Origin of the sequence: Devosia sp. (assembly GCF_028290625.1) — a bacterium.
GTDB lineage: Bacteria > Pseudomonadota > Alphaproteobacteria > Rhizobiales > Devosiaceae > Devosia.
Genome location: NZ_JAQGJM010000005.1, coordinates 22,101 through 47,148 on the forward strand (window position 1 = coordinate 22,101; position 25,048 = coordinate 47,148).

The 25,048-nt window shown below is 62.9% G+C and carries 20 protein-coding genes; 6 read left to right on the forward strand and 14 right to left on the reverse strand.

The window, feature by feature from the left end:
• Positions 1 to 17: 17 nt before the first annotated feature.
• The 7 genes from JWR51_RS01850 to JWR51_RS01880 all read right to left on the reverse strand — a co-directional run bounded on the left by JWR51_RS01850 (position 18) and on the right by JWR51_RS01880 (position 6,923).
• Positions 18 to 431: an SUF system Fe-S cluster assembly protein gene (locus JWR51_RS01850; RefSeq protein WP_299742876.1), complete on the reverse strand. Its 414-nt coding sequence runs from the start codon at positions 429 to 431 to the stop codon at positions 18 to 20.
• A 12-nt stretch (positions 432 to 443) separates the two neighbouring features.
• Entirely contained in the window at positions 444 to 1,664 is a 1,221-nt protein-coding gene (locus tag JWR51_RS01855) for a cysteine desulfurase (protein WP_299742924.1), read from the reverse strand.
• Positions 1,665 to 1,690: 26 nt separating this feature from the next.
• Positions 1,691 to 2,899: a Fe-S cluster assembly protein SufD gene (gene sufD, locus JWR51_RS01860; RefSeq protein ID WP_299742879.1), complete on the reverse strand. Its 1,209-nt coding sequence runs from the start codon at positions 2,897 to 2,899 to the stop codon at positions 1,691 to 1,693.
• A 2-nt stretch (positions 2,900 to 2,901) separates the two neighbouring features.
• The gene (gene sufC, locus JWR51_RS01865; protein ID WP_299742882.1) at positions 2,902 to 3,663 is read right to left on the reverse strand and encodes a Fe-S cluster assembly ATPase SufC; all 762 of its coding nucleotides are present in this window, start codon (positions 3,661 to 3,663) and stop codon (positions 2,902 to 2,904) included.
• 37 nt (positions 3,664 to 3,700) lie between these two features.
• A complete protein-coding gene (locus tag JWR51_RS01870) occupies positions 3,701 to 4,207 on the reverse strand; it encodes a cupin domain-containing protein (protein ID WP_299742885.1) in 507 nt (168 codons plus the stop codon).
• The gene (sufB, locus tag JWR51_RS01875; RefSeq protein ID WP_299742927.1) at positions 4,207 to 5,691 is read right to left on the reverse strand and encodes a Fe-S cluster assembly protein SufB; all 1,485 of its coding nucleotides are present in this window, start codon (positions 5,689 to 5,691) and stop codon (positions 4,207 to 4,209) included. Before sufB ends, JWR51_RS01870 begins: the two co-directional genes overlap by 1 nt.
• 77 nt (positions 5,692 to 5,768) lie before the next feature.
• Complete coding sequence (locus JWR51_RS01880) at positions 5,769 to 6,923, reverse strand: aminotransferase class V-fold PLP-dependent enzyme (RefSeq protein ID WP_299742888.1); 1,155 nt, start codon at positions 6,921 to 6,923, stop codon at positions 5,769 to 5,771.
• 284 nt (positions 6,924 to 7,207) lie between these two features.
• On the opposite strand from JWR51_RS01880, the gene JWR51_RS01885 reads away from it, so the two are divergent.
• A complete protein-coding gene (locus tag JWR51_RS01885) occupies positions 7,208 to 7,870 on the forward strand; it encodes an alpha/beta hydrolase (protein WP_299726325.1) in 663 nt (220 codons plus the stop codon).
• A gap of 152 nt (positions 7,871 to 8,022) precedes the next feature.
• Entirely contained in the window at positions 8,023 to 9,273 is a 1,251-nt protein-coding gene (gene tyrS, locus JWR51_RS01890) for a tyrosine--tRNA ligase (protein WP_299742891.1), read from the forward strand.
• On the opposite strand, the gene JWR51_RS24015 is transcribed toward tyrS, so the two are convergent.
• Genes JWR51_RS24015 through JWR51_RS01900 form a run of 3 tightly spaced genes read right to left on the reverse strand, consistent with a single transcriptional unit; the run spans position 9,270 to position 13,427 of the window.
• Positions 9,270 to 9,590 carry a type II toxin-antitoxin system RelE/ParE family toxin gene (locus JWR51_RS24015; protein WP_366525535.1) on the reverse strand — a complete coding sequence of 107 codons (321 nt, stop codon included), beginning with the start codon at positions 9,588 to 9,590 and terminating at the stop codon, positions 9,270 to 9,272. The genes tyrS and JWR51_RS24015 overlap by 4 nt on opposite strands.
• A complete protein-coding gene (locus JWR51_RS01895; RefSeq protein WP_299742893.1) occupies positions 9,590 to 9,877 on the reverse strand; it encodes a type II toxin-antitoxin system ParD family antitoxin in 288 nt (95 codons plus the stop codon). Before JWR51_RS01895 ends, JWR51_RS24015 begins: the two co-directional genes overlap by 1 nt.
• Before the next feature lie 55 nt (positions 9,878 to 9,932).
• Complete coding sequence (locus tag JWR51_RS01900) at positions 9,933 to 13,427, reverse strand: hypothetical protein (RefSeq protein WP_299742896.1); 3,495 nt, start codon at positions 13,425 to 13,427, stop codon at positions 9,933 to 9,935.
• Positions 13,428 to 13,572: 145 nt separating this feature from the next.
• Between JWR51_RS01900 and JWR51_RS01905 the strand changes: the two genes are divergently transcribed.
• The gene (locus JWR51_RS01905; protein ID WP_299742899.1) at positions 13,573 to 14,076 is read left to right on the forward strand and encodes a peroxiredoxin; all 504 of its coding nucleotides are present in this window, start codon (positions 13,573 to 13,575) and stop codon (positions 14,074 to 14,076) included.
• A gap of 71 nt (positions 14,077 to 14,147) precedes the next feature.
• A complete protein-coding gene (locus tag JWR51_RS01910; protein ID WP_299742901.1) occupies positions 14,148 to 15,299 on the forward strand; it encodes a M23 family metallopeptidase in 1,152 nt (383 codons plus the stop codon).
• 152 nt (positions 15,300 to 15,451) lie between these two features.
• Here JWR51_RS01910 and prfB read toward each other — a convergent pair.
• Positions 15,452 to 16,574 (reverse strand): peptide chain release factor 2 gene (gene prfB, locus JWR51_RS01915; RefSeq protein WP_299742904.1). Its coding sequence is split into 2 segments (ribosomal slippage): positions 15,452 to 16,504 and positions 16,506 to 16,574, totalling 1,122 coding nucleotides; the frame shifts between segments, so codons are not numbered across the junction.
• A 138-nt stretch (positions 16,575 to 16,712) separates the two neighbouring features.
• Here prfB and JWR51_RS01920 point away from each other — a divergent pair.
• A complete protein-coding gene (locus JWR51_RS01920) occupies positions 16,713 to 17,183 on the forward strand; it encodes a hypothetical protein (protein ID WP_299742907.1) in 471 nt (156 codons plus the stop codon).
• A gap of 21 nt (positions 17,184 to 17,204) precedes the next feature.
• On the opposite strand, the gene JWR51_RS01925 is transcribed toward JWR51_RS01920, so the two are convergent.
• From JWR51_RS01925 to JWR51_RS01935, 3 genes are all read right to left on the reverse strand, one after another.
• A complete protein-coding gene (locus tag JWR51_RS01925; protein WP_299742910.1) occupies positions 17,205 to 17,705 on the reverse strand; it encodes a peptide deformylase in 501 nt (166 codons plus the stop codon).
• A gap of 3 nt (positions 17,706 to 17,708) precedes the next feature.
• On the reverse strand, positions 17,709 to 20,249 hold the full coding sequence (locus tag JWR51_RS01930) for a penicillin-binding protein 1A (RefSeq protein ID WP_299742912.1): 2,541 nt from the start codon (positions 20,247 to 20,249) through the stop codon (positions 17,709 to 17,711).
• Positions 20,250 to 20,487: 238 nt separating this feature from the next.
• Positions 20,488 to 21,723 (reverse strand): N-acetylmuramoyl-L-alanine amidase, encoded by a 1,236-nt coding sequence (locus JWR51_RS01935; protein WP_299742915.1) that lies wholly within the window; start codon positions 21,721 to 21,723, stop codon positions 20,488 to 20,490.
• Positions 21,724 to 22,332: 609 nt separating this feature from the next.
• On the opposite strand from JWR51_RS01935, the gene JWR51_RS01940 reads away from it, so the two are divergent.
• Positions 22,333 to 24,996 (forward strand): ribonuclease E/G, encoded by a 2,664-nt coding sequence (locus JWR51_RS01940; RefSeq protein ID WP_299742918.1) that lies wholly within the window; start codon positions 22,333 to 22,335, stop codon positions 24,994 to 24,996.
• Positions 24,997 to 25,048 lie beyond the last annotated feature (52 nt).

Consider the following 25,048-nt stretch of genomic DNA (forward strand, 5'->3'; position numbering starts at 1 on the left):
GCGCGTCGCGGCGAGAATTACCACCAGTTCAGCGCGACCTGGGCTTCCTCGCTCATGCGGCTGGCGTCCCAGGGGGGATCGAACACCATATTGACCGTCACGTCCTGGATGCCTTCGACGGCGCGGGCGGCGTTTTCCACCCAGCCGGGCATTTCGCCGGCCACCGGGCAGCCCGGCGCGGTCAGGGTCATGTCGATGACGAGGTTCCGGTCATCATCCAGGTCAACCTTGTAGATCAGGCCAAGCTCGTAAATATCGACAGGGATTTCAGGGTCATAGACGGTTTTGAGCGCGCCGATGAGGTCGGTGGTGATGCGCTCAACATCGGCCTCAGGCAGCGAGCCGGTGTGATTTGGAACGATGCGCGGCGGCTCCGGGAGTGCCGGTGCAGGGGCGATCTTGGATTCGTCGATCTCGAATTCGTCGGTCATTTTAGTCCTCGCTTACGCGAAAAATTTCTGGGCGCGTTCGATGCCGTCCACCAGCGCGTCGACGTCGTCCTTGCCGTTATATAGGGCGAAGGAGGCGCGGCAGGTAGAGGTGACACCGAAACGTTTGAGCAGCGGCTGGGCGCAGTGCGTTCCCGCCCGCACGGCGATGCCGTAGCGGTCGAGAATGGTGGAGACGTCATGGGCATGGGCGCCCTTAATTTCGAAGGAGAAAATGCCGCCCTTGCCCGGCGCCGTGCCGATCAGGCGCAGCGAATTGATGCGGCGGAGCCGTTCATGGGCATAATCGGCGACCTCGGCCTCGTGGGCAGCAATGGTGTCGCGGCCGAGATTATCCATATAATTCAAGGCCGCGCCCAGCCCGATTGCCTGTACGATCGGTGGTGTGCCCGCCTCGAAGCGGTGCGGCGGCTCGTTGTAGGTGACCTCATCCAGCGTCACCGTATCGATCATTTCGCCGCCGCCCTGATAGGGCTGCATTTCGGCCAGCAGGTCGTATTTGCCGTAGAGCACGCCGATGCCGGTCGGGCCATAAAGCTTGTGGCCGGTCATGACGTAGAAATCGGCGCCAAGGTCCTGCACGTCCACCTTGGTGTGGACAGCGCCCTGGCTGCCATCGATCAGCACCGGAATACCGCGCGCATGAGCGATAGCAATGATGCGCTTAATGGGGTTTACGGTGCCTAAAACGTTGGACATATGCGTCACCGCGACGATCTTCGTGCGGTCGGTCAGGGCCGCCTCGAAGGCGTCCATATCGAGGCTGCCATCGTCGGTCACACCGACCCAGCGGATCACGGCGCCCTTGCGCTCGCGATGGAAGTGCCAGGGCACGATGTTGGAGTGGTGCTCCATGATCGTGGTGACGATCTCGTCGCCCTCGCTGATGCGCGGCCCGGCGAAGGACGACGCGACGAGGTTGATCGCCTCAGTTGCCGAGCGGGTGAAGATGATCTCCTCTGGCCGCGCCGCATTGATGAACTTCTGCACGGCATGGCGGCCGCCCTCATAGGCCTCGGTCGCCCGGTTGGCGAGCGTGTGCAGCCCACGATGCACGTTGGCGTATTCGTGCCGGAAGGCATAATCCATCCGATCCAGCACCTGCACCGGCTTTTGGGCCGATGCGCCGCTATCGAGATAGACCAGCCGATGGCCGTGGATCTGCTCCGACAGGATCGGGAAATCGGCACGGACTTTTTCGAGGTCGAAGGTCATCATGTACTTTCCGGGCGAGCGCCCGCTTACCGCGCCAGCAGCCACCCATCGATCACGCCGTGCAGCGCTTCGGCCAAAGCTTCGTCCGCGATCGGGTCAACCAGTTCTTCGAGGAACCCGCGCACCAGCATGGTTTCGGCTTCGGCTTTCGGAATGCCGCGGCTCATCAGGTAGAACATCGAGTCTTCGTCCAGCTCGCCACAGGTCGAGCCATGACCGCAGACCACGTCGTCGGCGTAGATTTCGAGTTCGGGCTTGGAGAGGATTTCCGCTTCGTCCGACAGCATCAGACCCTGCATCATCATCTTGGCATCGGTCTTCTGCGCGTCGCGAGACACCACGATGCGGCCCTGGAACACTGCCTTGGAGCGGCCGCGCGCGATCTGCTTGTACAGCTCCTGCGAGGTGGTGTTGGGCACGGCATGGTTGATATCGATGGTGATATCGAGGTGCTGGCCGTTATCGACCAGGTTTAGCCCGGTGAAGTCGGCATGGGCGCCCTCCCCGGCAAACCGCGCGAACACCTGCGAGCGGGCGAGCCCGGCTCCGGCGTGAATGGTCAGCGTGCGCAGCTTGGCGCCTTCGGCGAGCGTATACTCGTTGGTGGCGAAATGCGTCGCGGACTTGCTGCTCAGGTCGACGGTGATATGCGTCAGCACGGCGTTCTTGCCGACGGTGACGTAGCTCGCGTGGTTAGCCACATGAGCCGCGTCGGAGCCCGAATAGGTCTCCAGCACGACCGCCGAGGCATTGTCCGCCACGAAAATCCGCGCCGAGCTGGCCGAATGGGCGGCTGCGCCTTCGGTGCGCCGGTCGATCTGCACCACGGGATCGACGGTGCCGTCCAGCGTCAGGGTCAGCGTTTCCTTGGCCAGCGCACCATTGAGGTGCACCAGCACGTCGTCACGCGTCGTCAGCGCCGCGCCGTCGGCCTTGCCGATCATGACGCCGGCGGGGGCCGTGCCGCTCTCCTGCACGCGCCCATTGGCGATCATGATCTGATGGGCGCCGGCAACGCGCAGCGCCGGAGCGCTGGCTTCATTGGCGGCCTGCGCCAGAGGCGGAACCGCCTTCAGAAGCATTTTGAGGTCGGTATAGTGATAGCTCTCGACGCGGCGCGTCGGGAGGCCGGCCATGGTCATGCGCTCGGCTTCCACCGTGGCGCCGAGGCCGGTCAACTGCTCGATCAAGGTGTTTTCTGCCGCGCTCAGGCGGACGGGCATGGTCTGCTTCATGATCAGGCCGCCGCGTCGTCGAATTCGGCATAGCCCTTGGCTTCGAGCTGCAGGGCCAGGTCCTTGTCGCCGCTTTCCACGATCTTGCCGTCCGAGAACACGTGCACCACGTCGGGCACAATGTGGTTCAGCAGGCGCTGATAGTGGGTGATGACCAGCATAGAGCGATTGGCCGCGCGCAGGCCGTTGACGCCCTTGGCGACAACCTGCAGCGCATCGATGTCGAGCCCGCTATCAGTCTCGTCCAGAATGCACATTTTCGGCTGCAGCAGCGCCATCTGCAGCACTTCGGCCCGCTTCTTCTCGCCGCCAGAAAAGCCCACATTGAGCGGACGCTTCAGCATATCGTTGTCGATATTGAGGGCGACACCCGCCTGCTTGACCGCACGCATGAAGTCGGGCGTCAGCATTTCGGGCTCACCGCGCTTTTTGCGCTGCGCGTTCATCGCCGCCTTGAGGAAGGTCATGGTAGCGACGCCGGGGATTTCGATCGGATACTGGAAGGCCAGGAACAGGCCGGCCGCGGCGCGTTCGTCCGGCTCCATGGCCAGCAGGTCCTGCCCGTCGAGCAGCACTTCGCCCTCGGTGATCTCATAGTCTTCCTTGCCTGCCAGCACATAGCTCAGCGTCGACTTGCCCGAGCCGTTGCGGCCCATCACAGCATGCACCTGGCCGGGCGGAATGATCAGGTTCACGCCCTTGAGGATTTCGCGGTCTTCGATGCGCGCATGCAGGTTGCGGATTTCAAGGATTGCGGTGGTCATAGAAAATCTCCAGTGAATGAACGGGGCGTTAGCGCTCTCAAGCGCCCGGCTCGCCGTCCCAGTAATCGAGGTTGTGTTCGCCGGTTCGCACCATGTGGCGGACCTTGCCGGTCTCGTCGCCCGCCGGGCGGCTCGAAACCAGAATCTTGTCGGAGTCCGGATATTCGCAGACCTCGGTCTTGGCCATGGTCGATACGCCGAGATAGCGCAGCGTGACCGTGCCGGTATTGATGATCTGGTGGGCCGTGTCGCGGCCACCGGCCGGCGCGCCCAGCACGTCGCCGCCCTTGACCGCGTAGCTCAGTGCGCCGAAGCGATACGTCGCCTCACCCTCGAGGATGACGAACAGCTCGTCTTCCACGTGGTGACTATGGAACGGGCAGCTCGATTTTCCGGCCGGCACTTCGTTATAGCTGATGCCGAGCCCCTTGAGGCCCAGCAGCTTGCCAAACGAAATATCCGCCGACTTGTAGAGCGTACCGCGCTCCCAGGAATCGAGCGTGAGGTCGCCGAGCGAGATGACTGGTGAGGACGCGTCCGCCATTAGCCGACGCTGCCTTCCAGCGAGATCGAGATCAGCTTCTGGGTTTCGACCATGAATTCCATGGGCAGGTGCTGCAGCACGTCGCGGACGAAGCCGTTGACGATCAGCGCGACGGCTTCCTCATCGCTGAGGCCGCGCTGCTGGCAATAGAACATCTGGTCGTCCGAGATCTTGGACGTGGTCGCCTCGTGCTCAAACACCGCAGTCGCATTGCGGCTCTCGATATAGGGCACGGTATGGGCCCCGCACTTGTCGCCGATCAGCAGCGAGTCACACTGGGTGAAGTTGCGCGCGCCCTTGGCCTTGGCATGAGCCGAGACCTGGCCGCGATAGGTGTTGTCCGAGAAGCCGGCGGCGATGCCCTTGGCGATGATGCGGCTGGACGTGTTCTTGCCCAGGTGGATCATCTTGGTGCCGCTATCGACCTGCTGGTAGCCGTTCGAGATGGCGATCGAGTAGAACTCGCCGCGAGAGTTATCGCCGCGCAGGATGCAGCTTGGGTATTTCCAGGTGATGGCCGAACCGGTCTCGACCTGGGTCCAGGAAATCTTGGAATTATCGCCACGGCAATCGCCGCGCTTGGTGACGAAATTGTAGATGCCGCCCTTGCCGTCCTTGTCGCCCGGATACCAGTTCTGCACCGTCGAGTATTTGATCTCGGCGTTTTCCAGCGCCACCAGTTCCACAACGGCGGCGTGCAACTGGCTCTCGTCCCGCATCGGCGCGGTGCAGCCTTCGAGGTAGCTCACATAGCTGTCGGCTTCGGCGATGATCAGCGTGCGCTCGAACTGGCCGGTCTTCTTCTCGTTGATGCGGAAATAGGTCGACAATTCCATCGGGCACCGCACGCCCTTGGGGATGTAGACGAACGAGCCGTCGGTGAAGACGGCGCTGTTGAGCGTCGCGTAGTAGTTGTCCGAAACCGGCACCACCGACGCCAGGTACTTCTGCACCAGTTCGCCATGCTCGCGGATCGCTTCCGAAATCGAGCAGAAGATGATGCCGACCTTGGCCAGTTCCTCGCGGAACGTGGTCACGACCGAAACCGAATCCATCACCGCGTCGACCGCCACGTTGGGGCGTTCGACACCGGCGAGGATTTCACGCTCCTTAAGCGGAATGCCCAGCTTGTCGTACATGGCCAGCAGCGCCGGATCGACTTCATCCAGGCTCGTTGGGGCCGGCGTCGACTTGGGCGCGGCGTAAAAGTACATGTCCTGGAAATCGAGCTGGGGGTAATGAACCTTGGCCCAGGTCGGCTCTTCCATGGTCAGCCAGCGATTATAGGCTTCCAGCCGCCAGTCGAGCATCCACTGGGGCTCGTTCTTCTTGGCGGAAATGAAGCGGACGATGTCTTCGCTCAGGCCCTTGGGGGCCATGTCGGATTCGATATCGGACGAAAAGCCGTATTTGTACTTGTCGACGTCGAGCGCCAGGACCGAATTGACGGTCTCCCGGTCGATGTTTTCCTTGAGGGTCGGGATGTCGTAGTCAGCCATCTGGCTTCTCCTAATTGCCCCTCGGCGCTTCAAGGGCGCCGCGAGCCGTCAATACTTGGCCCTCAGGCCGCTTTCCCCTGCCGGCCACGCTGCCGGTTGAGGATGGTTTGGTAGCCACGCAGAAACGCGGCAATATCGTCGCGGGTGGAATTCCACCCCAGGCTGATGCGCAGTGCGCATTCGGCCAGTTCGGTCGGCACGCCCATCGCCGCCAGTACATGACTGGCGCCAACCTTGCCCGAGGAGCAGGCCGAGCCCGACGACACCGAAATGCCATCCAGATCGAGGCCCATCATGGCGACGGTGCTCTTGACGCCCGGCACCGCGAAATCGACCACATTGCCGATCCGCTCGACGCCCTCGCCGAAGATCACCGCATCCGGCGCCAGCGCCCGAAGACCGGCTTCGAGTTCGCTGGTCAGCGTGTTCACATTGGCCGAGGCATAGTGCCCGGCAAAATTCTGTGCCGCCGCGCCGAAGGCCGCGATCAGTGCTGCCGCTTCCGTGCCGCCGCGCCGGCCCTGTTCCTGGCCGCCGCCGGGGATCAGTCGAACCGTATCTGCATGCGACTTGACCAGCAGCGCACCGACACCGGCTGGCGCGCCAATCTTGTGGCCGCCTATGGCCATCATATCGGGTGCCGAGGCGGCAAATTCGAGAGGCAGCTTGCCGAAAGCCTGAGCCGCGTCGATGAACAGCGTATGCCGGGTCGGCCCGACCAGTGCATTGATCCGCTCGATGGGCTGAACGACGCCGGTTTCGTTGTTCACCCAATGCAATGCCACCAGGAGCGTCTGGTTCGCGGCCCCGGCATCAGCAAGAAATCCAGCAAGCTGGCTCATATCGATGCGCCCATCGGCCAACAGGCCGACCGTCAGCACCGGCAACCCCGTCGCCTCGGCCGCCTTCAAAACCGCTGTGTGCTCGCCCGCGCTGACGACCACGGCGTCGCTGGCGAAGGTCTTCGCGCCACCGACAATCGCCTGCGTGATCGCCTCGGTCGCCGAGCCGGTGAACACCACCTGCTTGCGCTCAGCCCCTGCCAGCTTGGCCACCTGCCCGCGCGCCGTCTCGATCAGGTTGCGGAGCGCCCGGCCGTGCCCATGCACCGATGCGGGATTGCCCACCATGCCGAGCGCGCCGACCAGCGCGTCGCGCGCCTCCGGCAGCAGCGGGGACGCGGCATTATGATCGAGATAGATCGCCGGTCTGGTCATCATGGGCCCATGGCGCATGCGCGCCGTTCATAGCTTCCATGCCTGGGCTGGGGCGGTGTTGTGCCCTTGAGTCCAAACACTTCTTGAAATTTGACGCCCTCTTTCATTACAAGGGGCGCACTTCCCCGCCAGATGGCGGCCAAAACACGAGTTTCGAATAATTCTAAACTGGTTTTTCGATGCCTGTATTAGGCAGCGAGGCGCGCTTAGTCAAGCCGCAGCGCTCCTCGCAAAGGGTCGGTGAGCCATATCAACAGAGCCGTAATGGCCGGAAAAGTAGACCCATGCCAGAAGTGATTTTCAATGGCCCCGAGGGGCGTCTGGAAGGCCGTTACCAGCCCGGCAAGGAGCCCAATGCTCCGATCGCCATCGTGCTTCATCCCCACCCGCAATTCGGCGGGACGATGAATAACCAGATCGTCTACAACCTGTTCTACATGTTTGCCGAGCGCGGCTTTGCCGTGCTGCGGTTTAATTCGCGCGGCGTTGGCCGGTCTCAGGGCCTGTTCGATCATGGCATCGGTGAGCTGTCTGATGCGGCTTCCGCGCTCGATTGGCTGCAGACCATCAACCGCGAAAGCCGCGGCTGCTGGATCGCCGGCTTTTCGTTCGGCGCCTGGATCGGCATGCAGCTTCTGATGCGCCGGCCGGAAGTCGAGGGCTTCATCTCGGTGGCGCCGCCGGAAAATCTCTATGATTTCTCCTTCCTCGCCCCCTGCCCATCCTCGGGCCTGATCATTCATGGCGACAAGGACCGCGTGGCCCCGCCATCGGCGGTGCAGAAGCTGGTCGACAAGCTCAAGCTGCAAAAGGGCATCAATATCGAGCAGCAGGTCGTCGAAGGGGCCAACCACTTCTTCGAGGGCAAGATCGACGACCTCACCGACCGCTCGGCCGAATATCTCGACCGCCGCCGGGCAGAGATCGCCGCCGGCGGCGGGCGCTAACTAGAGAGCGTATTCACGCGATCGCTTTCACCCCCACAGAGTCATTCCCGCGCAGCGGGAACCTCTGTTTTCTTCAGCGACCATCCGGAACGGAGGTTCCCGCCTACGCGGGAATGACCCGGCGGGTGGTCGGTATCTAGGGATCGCACCCAATGACCAAATACAAATCCGACTTTCTCCGCGTGCTCGACGAGCGCGGCTTCATCCATCAGATTTCCGATCCCGAGGGGCTCGACGCCCTGGCATTGGCCGGGCCGATCACCGGCTATGTCGGCTATGACGCCACGGCGACGTCGATCCATATCGGCAATCTGATCACCGTGACCATGCTCTACTGGTTGCAGGAAACCGGCCACAAGGCGATTAGCCTGATGGGCGGCGGCACCTCGATGGTGGGCGATCCCTCGTTCCGCGACGACCAACGCCAACTGCTGACCGTCGAGAAGATCGCCACCAATATCGACTCTATCCAGCGCGTTTATGCCAACATCCTGAACTATGGCGGCTCCAACCCCGCCATCATGGTCAACAATGCCGATTGGCTGCTCAAGCTCAACTATGTCGAATTCCTGCGCGACGTCGGCCGGCACTTTTCGGTCAACCGCATGCTGGGCTTCGACTCGGTCAAGCTGCGGCTGGACCGCGACCAGTCGCTGAGCTTTCTCGAATTCAACTACATGATCATGCAGGGCTACGACTTCGTCGAGCTCAACCGCCGCTATGGCACGGTGCTGCAGATGGGCGGCTCCGACCAGTGGGGCAATATCATCAACGGCGTCGATCTAAGCCATCGCATGGGCGGGCCGCAGCTCTATGCGCTGACCACGCCGCTGCTGACCAAATCTTCCGGTGAGAAGATGGGCAAGTCGGCGTCCGGCGCCGTCTGGCTCAATGGCGACCTCTTTTCGCCCTATGATTTCTGGCAGTATTTCCGCAATACCGAGGACGCCGATGTGGAACGGTTCCTCAAGGTCTTCACGCGGTTGCCATTATCGGAAATCGCCAGGTTGGCGGCCTTGGGTGGCTCGGAGTTGAACGAGGCCAAGAAGGTGTTGGCGACCGAGGTCACGGCAATCGTGCATGGCCGAGACGCTGCCATTCAGGCTGCATCGACCGCGGCGGCGACGTTCGAGACCGGATCGCTGGACCTGTCGCTGCCAACCGCCACGCTCAGCCATGCGGAACTGTCCAATGGCGTCGGCATCCTCGCGGCCCTGGTGCTGGCGGGTCTGGCCGGATCGAACGGCGAAGCGCGTCGTCACATCCAGTCTGGGGCCGTGCGTGTCAACGACGCCCTGATCGATGACGACAAGCTGAGCCTGGGCGACAATGCGCTGCTGGCGGAAGGGGTGGTCAAGCTCTCCATCGGCAAGAAGCGCCACGCACTGATCAAGCCGGTTTAGTCTTCGAAATCATCGGTCGTCGGGGCTGTCTGCCAGTCCTGGCCGCCGTAAACCACGCGAAGGATAATCACGCTTTCGGCGTTGATTGCGAATGCAATGGTTATGGATTGCATCAGGCCAATTGCTCTAACCCCGGGACCGATCTCGTCGCGGACTGTGCCTCGCTCACCGGCGAACTCGAAGGATCGAATTCGAGCTCGGATACGCTCAACGTAGGCGCTAGCGAATTGACGTGAGACACGAAGGGCAAACCATCGCGCTATTTCCCGGATATCTTCGCGTGCGCGGCGCCGGTAGACGATCCGCCGCCTGCGCATTAAGAGGCTTTGCGCATGGCTTCATCAGCGTCGAGAGTGCGCTCGATATCGTCGAAGACTTCCTCTTCGGTCAACACATCATCGGGGTTGGCAAGCCAAGCGTCGTATTCCGGCGCAACTTCGTTCTTTAGCCATTTCTGCAGTTTGAGCTCGCGCTCCTGTAGTATTCGGATTCCCTCTCGAATGACCTCACTGCCAGACGCATAGCCGCCTGACGCAACCACGGTGTCGATATAGGTCGATTGCTGCTGGGTGAGACTGAATGTGCGCTTGCGCACTTTAGACATAGCGGACCTCCTGAATGCCTGAAGTTTAGCATCAAGTATGCGATCTGCATACCGCCTACTCGGCCCGGGGCTGTTCCTTGGCGCGGAATTCAAACAGTTCCCGGAACGCGCCCGGTACTAGTGCCGACAGCGGGTTGATCTTGAATTCGGGTTTGTCGAGCGGGCCCTTGACCGCGAAGGTCACGCCAAGCAGTCCCTCGCCGTTGCGCCCGCCAAGCAAGGGGCCGAACAGCGGAATTTTCTGGAAGGCGCTGTTGAGGCCGAACAGGGGCACATAGGTGCCGGTCAGGTCGTATTGGCGTTGATCGGTGTAAATGAAGCCGCGCATGGTGCCGCCGACTGTGGCCCCGCTCAGGATGGCGTCGGTGACTTCGACCCGGTCGGAGCGGCGCACGAAGGTGACGACGCCGCCGTCGAAATCCAGCCGGTTCTGCTTGGCGATGATAGCGCGGGAGTCGGCGTGGTTGCCCAGGATTTCGGCGACATTAGCTTCGTCGACGATGGAGAAATTGCGCAACTGGAGCTGGCCGACCTCCGCCTTCTGTTCGGCATTGGTGGTCAGCACCAGGCTGCCATCGCCACCGGCCAGTTGGGAATAGACTCCGAGCAGCCGCAGGATGGTGCCGGCGTCGCTGAAGGCCACGGTGAGCGTCCGCCCGTCCGGAGCCGGATTGGTGGTCACCGACACGGCGTTGTTATCGCCGAATTGCGCGGTCATGTTGGCCCGGCGCATGTCGGTGCCGTGCAGGGTCATGTCCAGCGCCAGGTTGAAGGCTGTGGTGGCGTAATAGCCCAGTGCTCGATCCAGATGGATGTTGAGCGTCAGCGTCTGGGTGAACTGCGTCGCCTGCACGCCGCCTGAGCCCTCCCCGAGGCCGAAGAAGCGCTTGAGCATCGGCTTGAGGTCGAGTTGCGCGCCGGTCAGGTTGAGGGCGTAACCGCCATCGATCGGCGCCAGCTTAAGCTGGGCGCTGTCGCCCTCGCTCAGGCCGAATTGAGTGAATTCGGCCGATTGCAGGCCTTTTTCCGTATCGAATTTCAGACCACCCGCAAGATGCACCGTGCCGAAAGCAAGGTCGATGTCGCTGAGCTCGGTGAGTTTGTCCTTCTGCCGGATCGTCGCCACCAGGCTCCCCGCAACGCCGGCCGCCTTGGTGATGCCGATGTCCTTGATGGTGAGCGCGGCATCCTTGAGGTCGATGGCCATCTGGATCGAGCCGTCCGCCTTGGGTTCGGCGACGAAACGCAATTTTCCGGTCAGGAACTCCGAAGCGTCGAACCCCATCGCCGCCAGGTCCTTGGCTTCAATGGTCGATCCCAGGCGGAATATTGGCGCCGTGGCGGGGGTGCCGGCGATTTCGACATCGGCCGCCATGCCGTCGATATTGGCGGTGCCGGCGACGCGATAGCCGTCTTGCGAGGCGCTGAACGACAGCTGCCCATCGCCGATCTTGCGGTCCTGGATCGGCTGGCTACTGGCGAAATCCTTCACCGCGCCGTTGAGCACATAGTCGAAGCCCAGTTCGCGACCACTCTTGGCATTGGGCAGCTTGATAGTGGCGACCAGCCCGACATTGACCGAGCCGGTGATCGAGGCCAGGTCTATCGGCAATTTCGCATTGGCGACCACGTCCGGTTGCTGGCTCTTGGCCAGCGCCAGCAGCGATGGGATCGATCCGCTGATGTCCCCGGAAATCTCCGCAATACCCTGGGAGGGATCGGAATTGTCCATGATCAGGGCCGGATTGGTGACCGTGATGATGCCGTTGCCGCTATCGACGGCGCCGCCACCGGCCGAAATGGTTAGGTCGCTGTCGCGCACCTGCAGCTTGGTTTCCCCGTCAATGGCAATCGGCGCCATTTCGGCCGTTGGCTTGACCATGACGCCGGTGCCGACCATGTCGATGACCATGGAGTCCTTGGGGATCGGCTTTTCCTCTCCGCCCATCGCCATGGCGCCCACCGGAAATTTGAACCGCAGAGTGGCATTTTCGACCGTGCCATCGGTGACGTTGGCGACGAACCAGTCGCGGCTTTCGCCCCCCATCAGATAGGGCCACAGCCGCTTGAGGTCATCGGCGCTGACGCCCCCGCCGGCAATGGTCATGTCCAGCCCCAAGCCGGCCTGCAACATGTCGATGCGGCCGGTGCTTTCGACGTGGCCCGCCCCCTTGGTGGCCAGCAACCGATCGATGCCGAGAGCGCCATAGAGGGGCGCGGACCAGCCGGAAAATTCCACCGTGTCGAAGGGCTTGGCGGGTGCGGCCATGTCGTTGGGATGGATGAAGACGTCGTGCATGGTCATCGACATGCCGATGGTCGGGCCGAAATTGGGGTCCAGTCCCATGGCAAAAATGCCCGAGATATGGGCCGAACTCTGCCCGATCTGCAGGGCTGCATCCGCCAGCTTGAACTGACCCTCGGCGGGCGACCAGGAGATGTCCATGATCGAGGTGGCGATGGGGAAATAGCTGTCCTGCAGGCGCAGGTCGAGCCCGGTCATGTCCACCTTGAAGGCGCCATCGACCAGCTTTCCGGTATTGGGCGCGAAGCTGACGTCGATGGACAGTGCTCCCGCGCCACGGATGGCGGCCACGCTTTGCGCATCGTCGATAAAGGGCAGGAAGGAGGCAAAATCGATATTGGTGATATCGGCTTCAAGCCGGGCGCCCCCAGCATCGTCCACCGTGCGCGACAGGCTGCCGACCATGGTCTTGCCGCCCAGCGTCGCGGAGAAAGTGCCGCCGGTGCTGCGCCTATCGGCGGATGGCGCGATTTCGAGGTCAATCTTTTCGAAGCGCCGGAACAGGCCATAAACCGCGTCGTTCATGTCGATGGTGCCGTCGCGGATCACCAGCTTGGAGAAGCGGCCCTGCGTCGCCTGGGCGACGATATCAGCGATGCCCTGCTCGCTGGCTTCCAGGTTGTAGATCAGCCAGTCATTGTCCGAGCGCAGCGCCATCGAGGAGGCCTCGCCGCCCTGCTCGCGCAGGTCGATGCCGGTCGAGGAGATGCCAACCGTCGGGAATGCGTCCTGCCCCTCCATCACCCGCACGGTTGGCGGGCCGCCCTTGGGATCGTCGACCATTTCGAAACTGGTGACGCGCGGCCCGAACAGGTCCTGCACGATCTGGATATGCGGCTTGACGATGGTGATGGTGGCGCCGGGCTGGCCGAACAGCGCGCGGACCGGCGAGAACCCGATCTCCAGCGCGGCCATTTCCACCCTGGCGCCGGTCTTGGTATCGGTCAGCACCACGGGCGAGAAATGGATGACCGGCCAGACGCCGCCCTCCAGCGCAAGCGCCATTTCGCCCAGTTGCAGCTTGCTGGTGGGTGGCATTGCCGATTGGGCGACGGCTTGCGCGGCATCGCTGCCGAAGGGTAGCCTTATGGGGGTGAACAGCAGCGTGATGTAAATCAGGATCAGGATGGTGGCCGGAATGCCGAGAGCCCAGACCAGTATTTTGGCGGCATGACGCGCCGGCGGCCGCTTGCGCTGCGCAGAAGGTGGAGTCTGCGCTGCTGCGGGAGTGGTTGACGCGCTCACTTGCTTCCAGATCGGGCGATGGCCGGTATCTCCTGGCAACCCGAGAATCAACCGCACAGCGCGGTCTCTTGCCCAATGATACCGGCTGGAATATGGCACCGACACCCCGATTTCACTCGGGCGCTATTTGTGAGGGGACAATTGCATGAGTATCGCGCTGGAAGGTGACTTCGCTCCCGATTTTAGCCTCCCGTTGGACGATGGGACTAGTTTCACACTGTCAGATCATCGTGGCCATAGACTGGTACTGTATTTCTATCCCGAAGACGATTCTGGCGGTTGCGTGAATGAAAACCAGGAATTCTCCGCGCTCAGCACGGAGTTTGCCCAGCGCGGGGCCACTCTGGTCGGCATTTCGCCCAATGACCTCGAGTCACATCGCAAGTTTCGCGCCAAGTATGGCCTTGTCGTTCCTTTGATTGCGGATACCGATCGGGTGGCCATCGAGGCATTTGGGCTCTGGCAGCTCAAGAAGCTCTACGGACGCGAGTTCATGGGCCTGATCCGGACCTCGTTCATCATCGATACCGATGGCCGCATTGCGCGCACGATCCGAGCCACCCGCATCATCGGCCACGCCCAGAAGATGTTGGAGGCGCTGGATGAGCTCGATGCGCCAAAACCGGCCAAGAAGGGCAAAAAGGGCTAGGCTTGGCGCTTTGTTAACCACACTTGCTCATACTTTGCTGACCATAGTTGTGGTCTCGCGGAGTGTGTTGCGTGCGTCATCAGCCCAGTTTTGCCCGCGGCACCGCCCCCGCCACGCCGCCCAAGTCCCCTGGCATCCGCCCTGCTCTGTTTTACGGCATGTTCGCGGTCCTGCTGACCGGCAACGCGTTGACGGCGACCGCCTTCCTGCTCGCGCCCGATATTTCCCGGCTCTACAATGGCCAGACCGAGCAGGTCGTCGAGGCGTATGAAGATCGCGTCGCGCAGTTGCGGGTCGAGGTGGACCGGCTGCATTCGCGCAGTTTCGCCCAGACCGGCGATATCAATTTGCAATTGCAGGAGCTGTCGCAACAGCAGGAAGTGCTGACCGAGCAGCACCAACTGGTGCAGGTGCTGGTCGACAAGGCCGGCGAGTTGGGGATCGATACCGCTACCCTGCCCGCTGAGAAGCCCAGCGGCGATGCGGCCGATGCCGGCCCGGTGCTGCCGAGCGGTAATCCCGATATCGATGCGACCGCGCAGGCGCTCGACCGGATGATGGGTGAAACCCAGACCGCCATGACGGCCATTGCCGATGCCGCGACCCAGCGGACGCAGGGTATTGTCTCCGAGCTATCGGGCATTGGCATCAACGTTGCCCTGCCTGACGGCGATCTCGACGGCGTGGGCGGCCCCCTGCTGCCGCCCCAGGCCGGCGAGCCCGACTCCCCGATGGTGGAGGATGCCAATGCGGTGATGTCGGCACTGGTGCGCTACAAGGCGGCGCGTGACAGCATCGCCTCGGCGCCAGTGCACATGCCCCTGACCGGCCAGTATCGCCAGAGCTCGGGTTTCGGCAACCGGACCGATCCGTTCAGTGGTGGGCGAGCCTTCCATGCCGGGCTGGATTTTGCGGCCCCGAGTGGCTCGATCGTGTCGGCGGCGGCGGATGGCACGGTGACCTTTGTGGGCACCATGTCGGGCTATGGCAACGCGGTTGAGATCACCCATGCCAATGGGCTGGTGACGCGCTATGGCCACCTCTCGGCATTCCTGTCCGAGGTCGGCCAGGTCGTCCATACCGGCACGCCGATCGCCAAGGTCGGCTCCACGGGCCGCTCGACGGGTCCGCACCTGCATTTCGAAGTGCGCCGCAACAATGCGGCGATCGATCCAGCCAATTTCCTCAAGGCTGGCAAGCGCCTGTCGGCCCTGCTGGGTTAGCAAGGCATCGTTCTTCTCACCTCGCCCCTCCGGGGAGAGGTCGACCCTCTTGGGTCGGGTGAGGGGCCTTTACTGGGTGAGGAGCCCGTGGAAGGCCCCCTCACCCGTCGCTGCGCGCCGACCTCTCCCCGGAGGGGCGAAGTGAGGAAGCGCTACTCGCTGACCACGTCCGTCGCCACGCCGACGCGCTGTGCCAGCGCCGCCTGCATGAACTGATCGACATCGCCATCCAGCACTGCGGCTGGCTGGCTGCTTTCGATGCCGGTGCGCAGGTCCTTGACCATCTGGTAGGGCTGCAGCACGTAGGAGCGGATCTGGTGGCCCCAGCCGATATCGGTCTTGCTGGCAGCCTGGGCGTTTGCCGCCTCTTCGCGCTTCTGCAACTCGGCCTCGTAGAGGCGCGATTTCAGCATGGCCATGGCCGTGGCACGGTTCTTGTGCTGGCTGCGCTCCTGCTGGCACGCCACGATAATGCCGGATGGAACGTGGGTGATGCGGATCGCGGAGTCCGTGGTGTTGACGTGCTGTCCGCCGGCGCCGGAGGCGCGATAGGTGTCGACCTTGAGGTCGGCGTCGCGGATTTCGATGTCGATGGAATCGTCGACCACCGGATAGACCCAGCAGCTGGAAAAGCTGGTGTGACGCCGCGCAGCCGAGTCATAGGGGCTGATGCGGACCAGGCGGTGCACGCCGCTTTCGGTCTTGAGCCAGCCATAGGCATTATGGCCGGAGACTTTGATGGTCGCCGATTTGATGCCGGCTTCTTCGCCGTCATGCATTTCGAGCACTTCCACCTTCATCTTCCGCCGTTCCGCCCAGCGCGTATACATGCGCAGCAGCATATTGGCCCAATCCTGGCTCTCGGTGCCGCCGGCGCCGGAATGGATTTCGACATAGCAGTCGTTGGCGTCGACTTCGCCCGATAGCAGCGTCTCGATCTGGGCTAGGCGGGCCTCGGTGCGCAGGTCGAACAGCGCTTGCTCAGCGTCCTTGATGATGTCGGCGTCGCCATCGGCCTCGCCGAGTTCTATCAGCTCGCTATTATCGGCAATCCCGGCCTCGAACTTGAGCACGTTGTGGACGGCGACCTGCAGCTCGTCGCGCTCGCGCATCTTTTCACGCGCCTTTTCGGCGTCGTTCCAGAAGTCAGGGGATTCGGTTTCGGCGTTCAGTGCGTCGAGGCGAAGCTGGGCAGTATCCCAGTCAAAGATGCCTCCTCAGCAGGGTCAACACCTGCTGGATTTCAGTGACGGTCTTTTCGATTTCCATCCGCATTGTAACAGTCCTTCGTCGTTGTGCCTCATGTAGACGAGGTGCGGGTCCGTATCAACCTTTCGGTTTAGCCGCGGCTATCTTGCCAAAGCGTCGACCGGGGTAGACGCTCCCGTCTCCGCGTTGAGGACGGAGGGAGAGATGTTTCGAACTGTTGTCGTTGCCACTCTTGGGCTAACCGCAAGCTTGGCCTACGCACAAGATGCCGAGATTTCGGTGGCCAATGGCGCACGAATCGCCGTGATCGGCGGCTGTCACGATTGCCACACCGCCAACTACAACGAAATGGAGGGCAAGGTCGATCCGGCGACTGCGCTCAAGGGCAATCCGGTGGGTTTCCAAGGGCCATGGGGAACAACGTACCCGCCTAACCTGCGCATCGTTGCCGCTTCGCACAGTGAAGACGAATTCGTTGAGTACCTGAAGACGTTCAAGGCCCGGCCGCCGATGCCCTGGTACAACGTGCACGCCTTTAGCGAGCCAGAAATGCGCTCATTGCACCAGTATATCGTATCGCTGGGAGAGCCTGGAGATCCGGCGCCAGCTTACGTGCCGCCAGGTGAAAAACCAAAGTCCCCGTTTGCTATCCTTGCACCGCCGAATATGCCCTGACGCCAAGCGGCTCGGCTGCGCCTACTGGGTGCGACCGAGCTTCTGAAATTTGCGGATTGCTGTGTCGCGCTTGAGGCGAGACAGCCGGCTGAGGAAGAAGACCCCGTTCATCTGCTCGATCTCGTGCAGGGCGCAGCGGGCGACAAAGCCTTCGAACCGTGTGGTGATGCGCTCGCCGTCAACCGTGTCATAGGCCACATCCGCCCAGACCGGCCGCTCGATCGGCGCCTCGATGCCTGGCATCGACACCGAGCCCTCCGGACCTGTTTGGGTCGGTGCGGCAGTGCCGATAATTTCCGGGTTGAACAGCGCTCGATAGTCTCGCTGTGCCATGTCCGCAGCCACGCTGATAACCACCAGCGGCTCGATTTCCCCGATATGGGCTGCCGCCAGGCCATAGGCCTGTGCCTCGCTGGCCGCCGTCACCAGGCGTTCGGCAGTGGCGCGCAGTGCAGCGTCTATCGGGCGAGGCACCGCCTTGGCGGTCAGCCGCGGATCGGGATAGCGGACGAATTCGGTCACGCTCTAGTTTCCGCCGCGGCCGTTGACCATGTCGGCCGCGTCCACCGGGCGTCCGCCATCGGCGGGATAGTTGTTGCCGGTCGCATAATTGTCGCCCGCAGGATAGGGACCGGGACTGCCGACCGGATAGGAGCCATCGGGATAAGCGCCTGGCGGAAAACCACCATCGGGGCCCATCGAGGCCACATAGCCGCCGCCATCGACGCCGATCACCGAGGTCGCCAGGTTCGGCCCGGTGCCTGGCTTGAACGCCTCCAGCACAGCATGGTCGCCGTCCACCGCCTGCACGCCCGAGGCGGAATTGATCCAGTCCTCGGTCATGCCGGGGGGCACGTTGAACGGCGTCGCCGGCTGGCCTTTGAGGGCATTGCCCATGAATTCGGTGAAGATCTGTACTGGAAAGGTGCCGCCGGTAATGGAACTGCCCATCGAACGCGGTGTGTCGTAGCCGATATAGACACCAACGGTCAGCTCGGGCGTGAAGCCGACGAACCAGGCATCCTTGTAGTCGTTGGTGGTGCCGGTCTTGCCGGCGACGGGGCGGTTCAGCGACTTGGCGCCGGTGCCGGTGCCGCGTTGCACCACGCCTTCCATCATCGAGGTGATCTGGTAGGCGGTCATCGGGTCGAGAACCTGCTCGCGCGTATCGGTGATGGTGGGCTCGCCCTGCCCTTCCCAACTGGTGGCGGTGCAGCCGGCGCAGACGCGCTGGTCATGCTTGTAAACCGTGACGCCATAGCGATCCTGGATGCGGTCGATCAGCGTCGGCACGATCTTGCGGCCACCATTGGCGATGGTCGAATAAGCGGCCGTCATCCGCATATCGGTGGTTTCGCCGGCACCCAGCGCCATGGCCAGCACCGGCTGCATGGTGTCGTAGACGCCGAACATCTTAGCGTATTTGGCCACCAGCGGCATGCCGATATCCTTGGCCAGCCGCACTGTCATGACGTTGCGGCTCAGCTCGATGCCACGCCTCAAGGTCTGCGGGCCATAGAACTGTTGCGCATAGTTTTCCGGCCGCCAGATGCTACCGTCGCTGTTGCGAATTTCCACCGGCGCATCGAGCACTACCGAGGCCGGCGTATAGCCGTTGTCCAGCGCCGCGGAATAGACGAATGGCTTGAACGACGAACCGGGCTGGCGCAGCGCCTGGGTGGCGCGATTGAATTCGGATTCGGCGAACGAGAAGCCGCCGACCATGGCCAGCACACGCCCGGTTCGCGGGTCCATGGCAACCAGGGCCCCTTCGATTTCGGGCACTTGCTGCAGCGTATAGCTGCCCACTTTGCCATCGATCGGCGAGACGTAGATCACGTCGCCAACCTTGAGGGTTTGCGACAGGGACTTGGAAACCCATTTGACATCCCCGCCGTTCAGCGTGCCAACGGTACGGTCCGGCAGGCTCTTGCCGTCGACGTCGTCGCCGGGGCGCAGGCCGATCTTGGCCTCGTTGCCGTTCATTTCGAGGACAACCGCCAATTGCCATTCCGGCACGTCGCTCAGCGGCTTGATGTTGGCGACATCCAGACCCCAGTCCTCGCCGATTTCGATGCTGGCCACTGGGCTACGGAAACCTTTGGTGTGATCGAACCGGATCAAGCCGTCCTGCAGCGCCTGGCGGGCATATTCCTGCAGCTTGGGCTCGAGCGTGGTGCGCACCGACAGGCCGCCGCCATAGAGCTGGTCCTCGCCATAGAGCTTGGCCAGTTCGCGGCGCACTTCCTCGGTGAAATACTCGGCCGAGTAGTTCTGGCTGCCCGAAGCGCGCGGCACTACGTTGAGCGGCTCGCTCTTGGCTTCCTCGCCCTCCGCGACAGTGGCATAGCCATTTTCGACCATGCGATCGATCACCCAGTTGCGGCGCTCGATGGCGGCCTGCGGGCGGCGGAACGGATGGTAATTGTTTGGACCCTTGGGCAGCGCGGCGATGTAAGCGGCTTCGGCCAGGTCGAGCTGGTACAGCGCCTTGTCAAAGTAGTTCAACGCCGCGGCGGCCACGCCATAGGAGTTCAACCCGAGGAAAATCTCGTTCAGGTAGAGCTCCAGGATCTTGTCCTTGGAGAACGTGGATTCGATGCGCACGGCCAGGATCGCTTCCTGGATCTTGCGGTCCCAAGTCTGTTCGCTCGATAGCAGGAAGTTCTTGGCGACCTGCTGGGTAATGGTCGAGCCACCACCCTGCACGGCGGCGTTGCCGTCGACCCGGGCCATCAGGTTGTCGCGCACGGCCCGCATGATGCCGTCTACCGCGATGCCGCCATGGCTATAAAAGTCCTTGTCCTCCGCCGACAGGAAGGCATGGATCAGCAGCGGCGGCACGGTTTCGATCGGCTGGAACAGCCGGCGCTCGCGGGCATATTCGGCCAGCAGCGTGCCATCGGCGGCGTGAACACGCGTCGTCACCGGCGGCTGGTAATCCTTGAGCACGGTATAGTCGGGCAATTGGGCGGCTACGGTCGCAAGATAAACGCCGCTGACGCACAAGGCGGCCAGGGCCATGAACGTTGCGAAGCCAAACAGCCAGCCGACGATACGAAGCATTAGATAATCTCTCCTGCGCGCCCATACGCGGCTGACGCAGCATCTGAATTCGCCTCGGCAGCGGCCGCAAACGCCCTGTCGAAATCACGGGAATCATAACAGAGCGGGACGCAAAAGTAGATCACAGCGCCGTGGACCAGGTCCCTTGGCGGCGCAAGTGACTTAACTGTCACAGTCCCGGCACGTTGTTAACCAGACGACGCAGGTCACTCCGCCTCCCACAGGGTGGTTTGCTGCGCTACTCTTGCGGCTTGAGGCTGTCGAAGTAGAGCGAAATCCCGCGCGCCACGGCATCGGCGGTGCGATCCTGCCAGCCGGTTTCCAAGAGGTTGGCCATGTCTTCCGCATTGGACAGGAAGCCCAGTTCGATCAGCACTGAGGGCACGTCCGGCGCCTGCAGCACCAGGAAATCGGCCTGCCGCACCGGGAAGCGGCGCAATTCGACGCTGGGCTCCAACTGATGCACGATCGATTGCGCGGCCGTATAGGACTGCACCCGCATTTCGCGGCGCATCAGGTCGACCAGGATATCCACAACCTCAGGCGCGGTTTGCGGCATGGTGTAGCCGGCGACCACATCCGAGCGGTTTTCGCCATCGGCCAGCACCTTATCGAGCACGTCGGTAGCGTTCTCGTCGCGCACATAGACGCTGGCGCCGCGAATTTCGGGCTGCTGGAAGCTGTCGGCGTGGATCGAGACGAACAGGTCCGCCTTGTTGGTCCGCGCCAGCGCCACCCGGTCTTCCAGCTTGAGATAGCTGTCATCTTCGCGGGTCAGCGCCACATCGAACCGGCCCGACGCGACCAGCAGTTGTTGCAACCGCAGGCCAAAGGCCAGCACGATGGCTTTTTCCTTGATGCCGGACGCCGTTTCCGCGCCGCTGTCGATGCCGCCGTGGCCGGGATCGATGACCACTAATGGCTTGGTGGCGATCGGCAGTTCCGAGCCGCCCGCCGGCGTCGGCGTATCGGCAACTTTGGGTGGCACTACGCCGGACGCCGCGGTCAGATCGTTTTTCACATTCAGCGCGAATTGCTCGGGCGTTGCCGGGATGATGTCGACCACCAACCGCGCCGGCTGGTCCTCGAAGGGATCGAGCACATAGGCCTGCTGCACCTGCGAGGGCGAGGACAGCGTCAGTGTGGTGCGCACGCGATCGGCGCCGATCTGCTGCACCGCATAACCCGACACGATGCCGGTGCCCGATGGTACGCCTTCGGGAGCAGCAAGGGTGATCGCCCCTGCCCGCACGTCGATCGCCAGCCGGTCCGGGCCGCTGAGCGATGTCAGCGAAAATTGTGTCTGGGTGCCGAGGTCAATGACCAGCCGGGCCCGTTCGGGCGTCGCGGATACGCGTACGTCCATGACGGTGGGAAGGGTCGTGGGCACGGTGGCGTCCTGGGCCCGGACGGGGCCGGACACGACCAGCGCCACCATCACGGCGAGCGCCATCAATCGAGGAAAGTTGAACACGGGCCGCGCGATCCCTATCTGTAAGACGCGACGCAGTCGCATCGATATTCGGCGAATCTGCGGCGTTGGCGCAGTTACGCGAAGAATTGGTGAGGCCGCAATTCGACGGCAGTAGAAACCGCACAGGATAGTCGATTTTGACTTTCCTGTTGCCAATCTGTTGCAACACCCCTACACGCTAGTGGTTGAGGCGCAAGCTTCTTGCCAAACCAATTTAAGCGGCGAAAGCTGTTTTATCGAGGCAGGAAGTGGGCGGAGGACAGGGTCGAAGAGAAGCCCTCAATCCGGCTCAGAAGCGGCAATCCTGCGTCTCGAACAAGAATTTCGGTTCCGTGTGAACCGGACGGCTGCCACTGCGTGAGAGGCAATGCAGCCCAATAGGAAGAGGTCAGATGGCCCGCAGGCGGACAGAACGCGACGCGATCGAGATTACCGATTGCCGTTTTGCCACGCTGCATTTTTCGGCCTTGACCCCTAATACCGGTGCGCCCACCGTTATGGTTCCGCGCGCCACACCCCTCAAACCATTCGCCTCGCACAGCGCCACTGCGCGGATTCCGGCCTCCCGGAATCCGGCTGTCGGCGCGCGAGCGCGCGGAGCAAATTTCTATGGCTACCAAGAGAATGCTGGTGGATGCCATCCACCCGGAAGAGACTCGGATTGTCGTCACTGCGGGTAACCGGCTCGAAGAATTCGATTTCGAGTCTGCCCAACGCCGCCAGTTGCGCGGCAATATCTACCTTGCCAAGGTCACGCGCGTAGAGCCGTCGCTGCAGGCCGCTTTTGTCGAATATGGCGGCAATCGCCACGGCTTCCTCGCCTTTTCCGAAATCCACCCGGACTATTACCAGATTCCGGTTGCCGACCGCGAAGCCCTGCTGCGCGATGAAGAGGCCGAGGACAATCACGACGAAGACGAGCACATCTCGCTGCCGACCGGCGTCGTCGAGCCCGACGCCGAAACCGATACCCAGGACATGGAAGGCGCCAGCCATATCGAGCAGGCGCCGGCCAATTCCGAGCCTGTCGAATCGATCGGTGGTGCGGACGCGCTTGAGGAAGTTCCCGAGCGTCGTCGCCAGAGCCAGAATCGCCGTCACTACAAGATCCAGGAAGTCATCAAGCGCCGCCAGGTCATGCTGGTGCAGGTCGTCAAGGAAGAACGCGGCAACAAGGGCGCTGCGCTGACGACCTATCTGTCACTGGCCGGCCGTTACGCCGTGCTGATGCCAAACACCGCACGCGGCGGCGGCATCAGCCGCAAGATCACCTCGGCGCAGGACCGTTCGCGCCTCAAGGAAGTGGTGTCGGATCTCGACGTGCCGGAAGGCATGGGGATTATCCTGCGCACCGCAGGCGCTTCCCGCACCAAGCCAGAGATCAAGCGCGATTTCGAATATCTGATCCGCATGTGGGAAACCGTGCGCGACATGACGCTGAAGTCGCAGGCCCCGACCCTCGTCTACGAGGAAGGCTCGCTGATCAAGCGTTCGCTGCGCGACCTCTACAACAAGGAAATCGACGAGATCCAGGTCGCCGGCGAAGCCGGCTACACCGAAGCCCGCGACTTCATGCACATGCTGATGCCGTCGAACGTCCGTGCGGTGAAGCTGTATCGCGACGGCCAGCCGCTGTTCTCGCGGATGGGCGTCGAGAGCCAGCTCGATGCGATGTTCTCGCCCACGGTGCAACTGCGCTCCGGCGGCTACATCGTCATCAACCAGACCGAAGCTTTGGTCTCGATCGACGTCAACTCCGGTCGCTCGACCAAAGAGCACCACATCGAGGACACCGCGCTCAAGACCAATCTTGAGGCGGCGGAAGAAGTCGCACGGCAGCTTCGCCTGCGCGATCTCGCCGGCCTGATCGTCATCGATTTCATCGACATGGACGAGAAGCGCAACAACCGCTCGGTCGAGCGCAAGATGAGCGACTGCCTGCGGCAGGACCGCGCCCGCATCCAGGTCGGCCGGATCTCGCATTTCGGCCTGCTCGAAATGTCGCGCCAGCGCATCCGCGCCAGCGTGCTGGAAAGCTCCACCGAGGTCTGCACCCATTGCGGCGGCAGCGGCCACGTTCGTTCGGTCTCCTCCGTTGCGCTGCAACTGCTGCGCGGCATGGAAGAGATTTTGATGAAGGGCGCCACCCATAACCTGGTCGTGCGCACCCGCACCGACGTCGCGCTCTATGTGCTGAACCACAAGCGCGGCCACCTGCGGGATCTCGAAAGCAGCTTCAAGGTCACTCTCGCGGTCATTGCCGACCCCACCGTCACCGGCCAGCAGTCGTTCGTGATCGACCGCGGCGACCAGGTGCATACGCTGGAGGCCGCCAAGGCCGTGCTGGCCGCCCAGGTCGCGGCGTTCCCGCCGGCGATGGAAGAAGAACCCTTCGAGGATGAAGAGTCCTTCGAGACCGAAGCCGAGATCGAGACCGAAGAAACCGAGGGCCTCACCTCCGATGACGAGCCGTCGGGCGAGAGCGCCGGCAGCGAAACCGATGCGGACGGCCGCAAGCGCAAGCGCCGCCGGCGCCGGCGTGGACGTTCCGGCGAGGCCCGCGAAGGCGGCCCGGCACCCGAGCGTGACGGCAGCGAAGCACCCGCCGCTTTCGTCGGCGAAGGCAACGTCGAGAGCGTCGGTGACGACGCTGACGGCGAGGACGACGAGTCCGAGGATCAGTCCGGCGAGCCCCGTACGGCGGAGCAGACCGCCGATGGCGAACGGCGTCCGCGCCGTCGCGGTCGCCGTGGCGGTCGTCGTCGGCGTGGCGGACCGGAAGACGGTCTGGTCGGCTCGATCTCGGACGAACTCGGTCCTACGCCGGAGTCGGAATCCAGCGAAGCCGTGGCCGATCTCGAAGGCACCTCGCTGCGTCCGCATGATGAGGCGACCACGGAATCCATCACGGCCTATGCCAGGTCGGAGCCCGTTGAAACGCCGCAGAGCCGGCATGACGCCGTGCCGATGTTCGCGCCCGCCGAGCCCGAGCCGGCACCGGTCGCTGCTGCCGTCGCCCCGGCGCCGGTCGCCGCCCCGGAGCCCGCGCCTGTGGATGACGACAAGGCCGCGGCCCGCCGTCGTTCGACGGTGCGCGAGAAGGTCAGCTTCGCCTCGGCCGAACCGCAGCCCGTGGCTGCACCGGTCAGCGTCGCGCCGCAGCCGGCTCCCGAGCCCGCTCCTGCCGTTGCGCCGGCGGCGCCGGAAGCCCCGGCCGACTCCCAGCCCCGCAAGGCCGGCTGGTGGTCACGCGTACTCGGCAACGGCGAGTAAGCTCTTCGCCTGAACACGAAAAAGCCGCCCGGCAAAACCGGGCGGCTTTTTT

What these genes read in the sequence shown, in the direction of transcription:
- JWR51_RS01880 (WP_299742888.1), bottom strand. Translation starts at nt 6,923, where the DNA reads ATGACCAGACCGGCGATCTATCTCGATCATAATGCCGCGTCCCCGCTG.
- JWR51_RS24015 (WP_366525535.1), bottom strand. Translation starts at nt 9,590, where the DNA reads ATGCGCAGGCGGCGGATCGTCTACCGGCGCCGCGCACGCGAAGATATC.
- tyrS (WP_299742891.1), top strand. Translation starts at nt 8,023, where the DNA reads ATGACCAAATACAAATCCGACTTTCTCCGCGTGCTCGACGAGCGCGGC.
- JWR51_RS01905 (WP_299742899.1), top strand. Translation starts at nt 13,573, where the DNA reads ATGAGTATCGCGCTGGAAGGTGACTTCGCTCCCGATTTTAGCCTCCCG.
- JWR51_RS01895 (WP_299742893.1), bottom strand. Translation starts at nt 9,877, where the DNA reads ATGTCTAAAGTGCGCAAGCGCACATTCAGTCTCACCCAGCAGCAATCG.
- JWR51_RS01920 (WP_299742907.1), top strand. Translation starts at nt 16,713, where the DNA reads ATGTTTCGAACTGTTGTCGTTGCCACTCTTGGGCTAACCGCAAGCTTG.
- sufC (WP_299742882.1), bottom strand. Translation starts at nt 3,663, where the DNA reads ATGACCACCGCAATCCTTGAAATCCGCAACCTGCATGCGCGCATCGAA.
- sufD (WP_299742879.1), bottom strand. Translation starts at nt 2,899, where the DNA reads ATGAAGCAGACCATGCCCGTCCGCCTGAGCGCGGCAGAAAACACCTTG.
- JWR51_RS01850 (WP_299742876.1), bottom strand. Translation starts at nt 431, where the DNA reads ATGACCGACGAATTCGAGATCGACGAATCCAAGATCGCCCCTGCACCG.
- JWR51_RS01940 (WP_299742918.1), top strand. Translation starts at nt 22,333, where the DNA reads ATGGCTACCAAGAGAATGCTGGTGGATGCCATCCACCCGGAAGAGACT.
- JWR51_RS01930 (WP_299742912.1), bottom strand. Translation starts at nt 20,249, where the DNA reads ATGCTTCGTATCGTCGGCTGGCTGTTTGGCTTCGCAACGTTCATGGCC.
- JWR51_RS01870 (WP_299742885.1), bottom strand. Translation starts at nt 4,207, where the DNA reads ATGGCGGACGCGTCCTCACCAGTCATCTCGCTCGGCGACCTCACGCTC.
- JWR51_RS01855 (WP_299742924.1), bottom strand. Translation starts at nt 1,664, where the DNA reads ATGACCTTCGACCTCGAAAAAGTCCGTGCCGATTTCCCGATCCTGTCG.
- JWR51_RS01885 (WP_299726325.1), top strand. Translation starts at nt 7,208, where the DNA reads ATGCCAGAAGTGATTTTCAATGGCCCCGAGGGGCGTCTGGAAGGCCGT.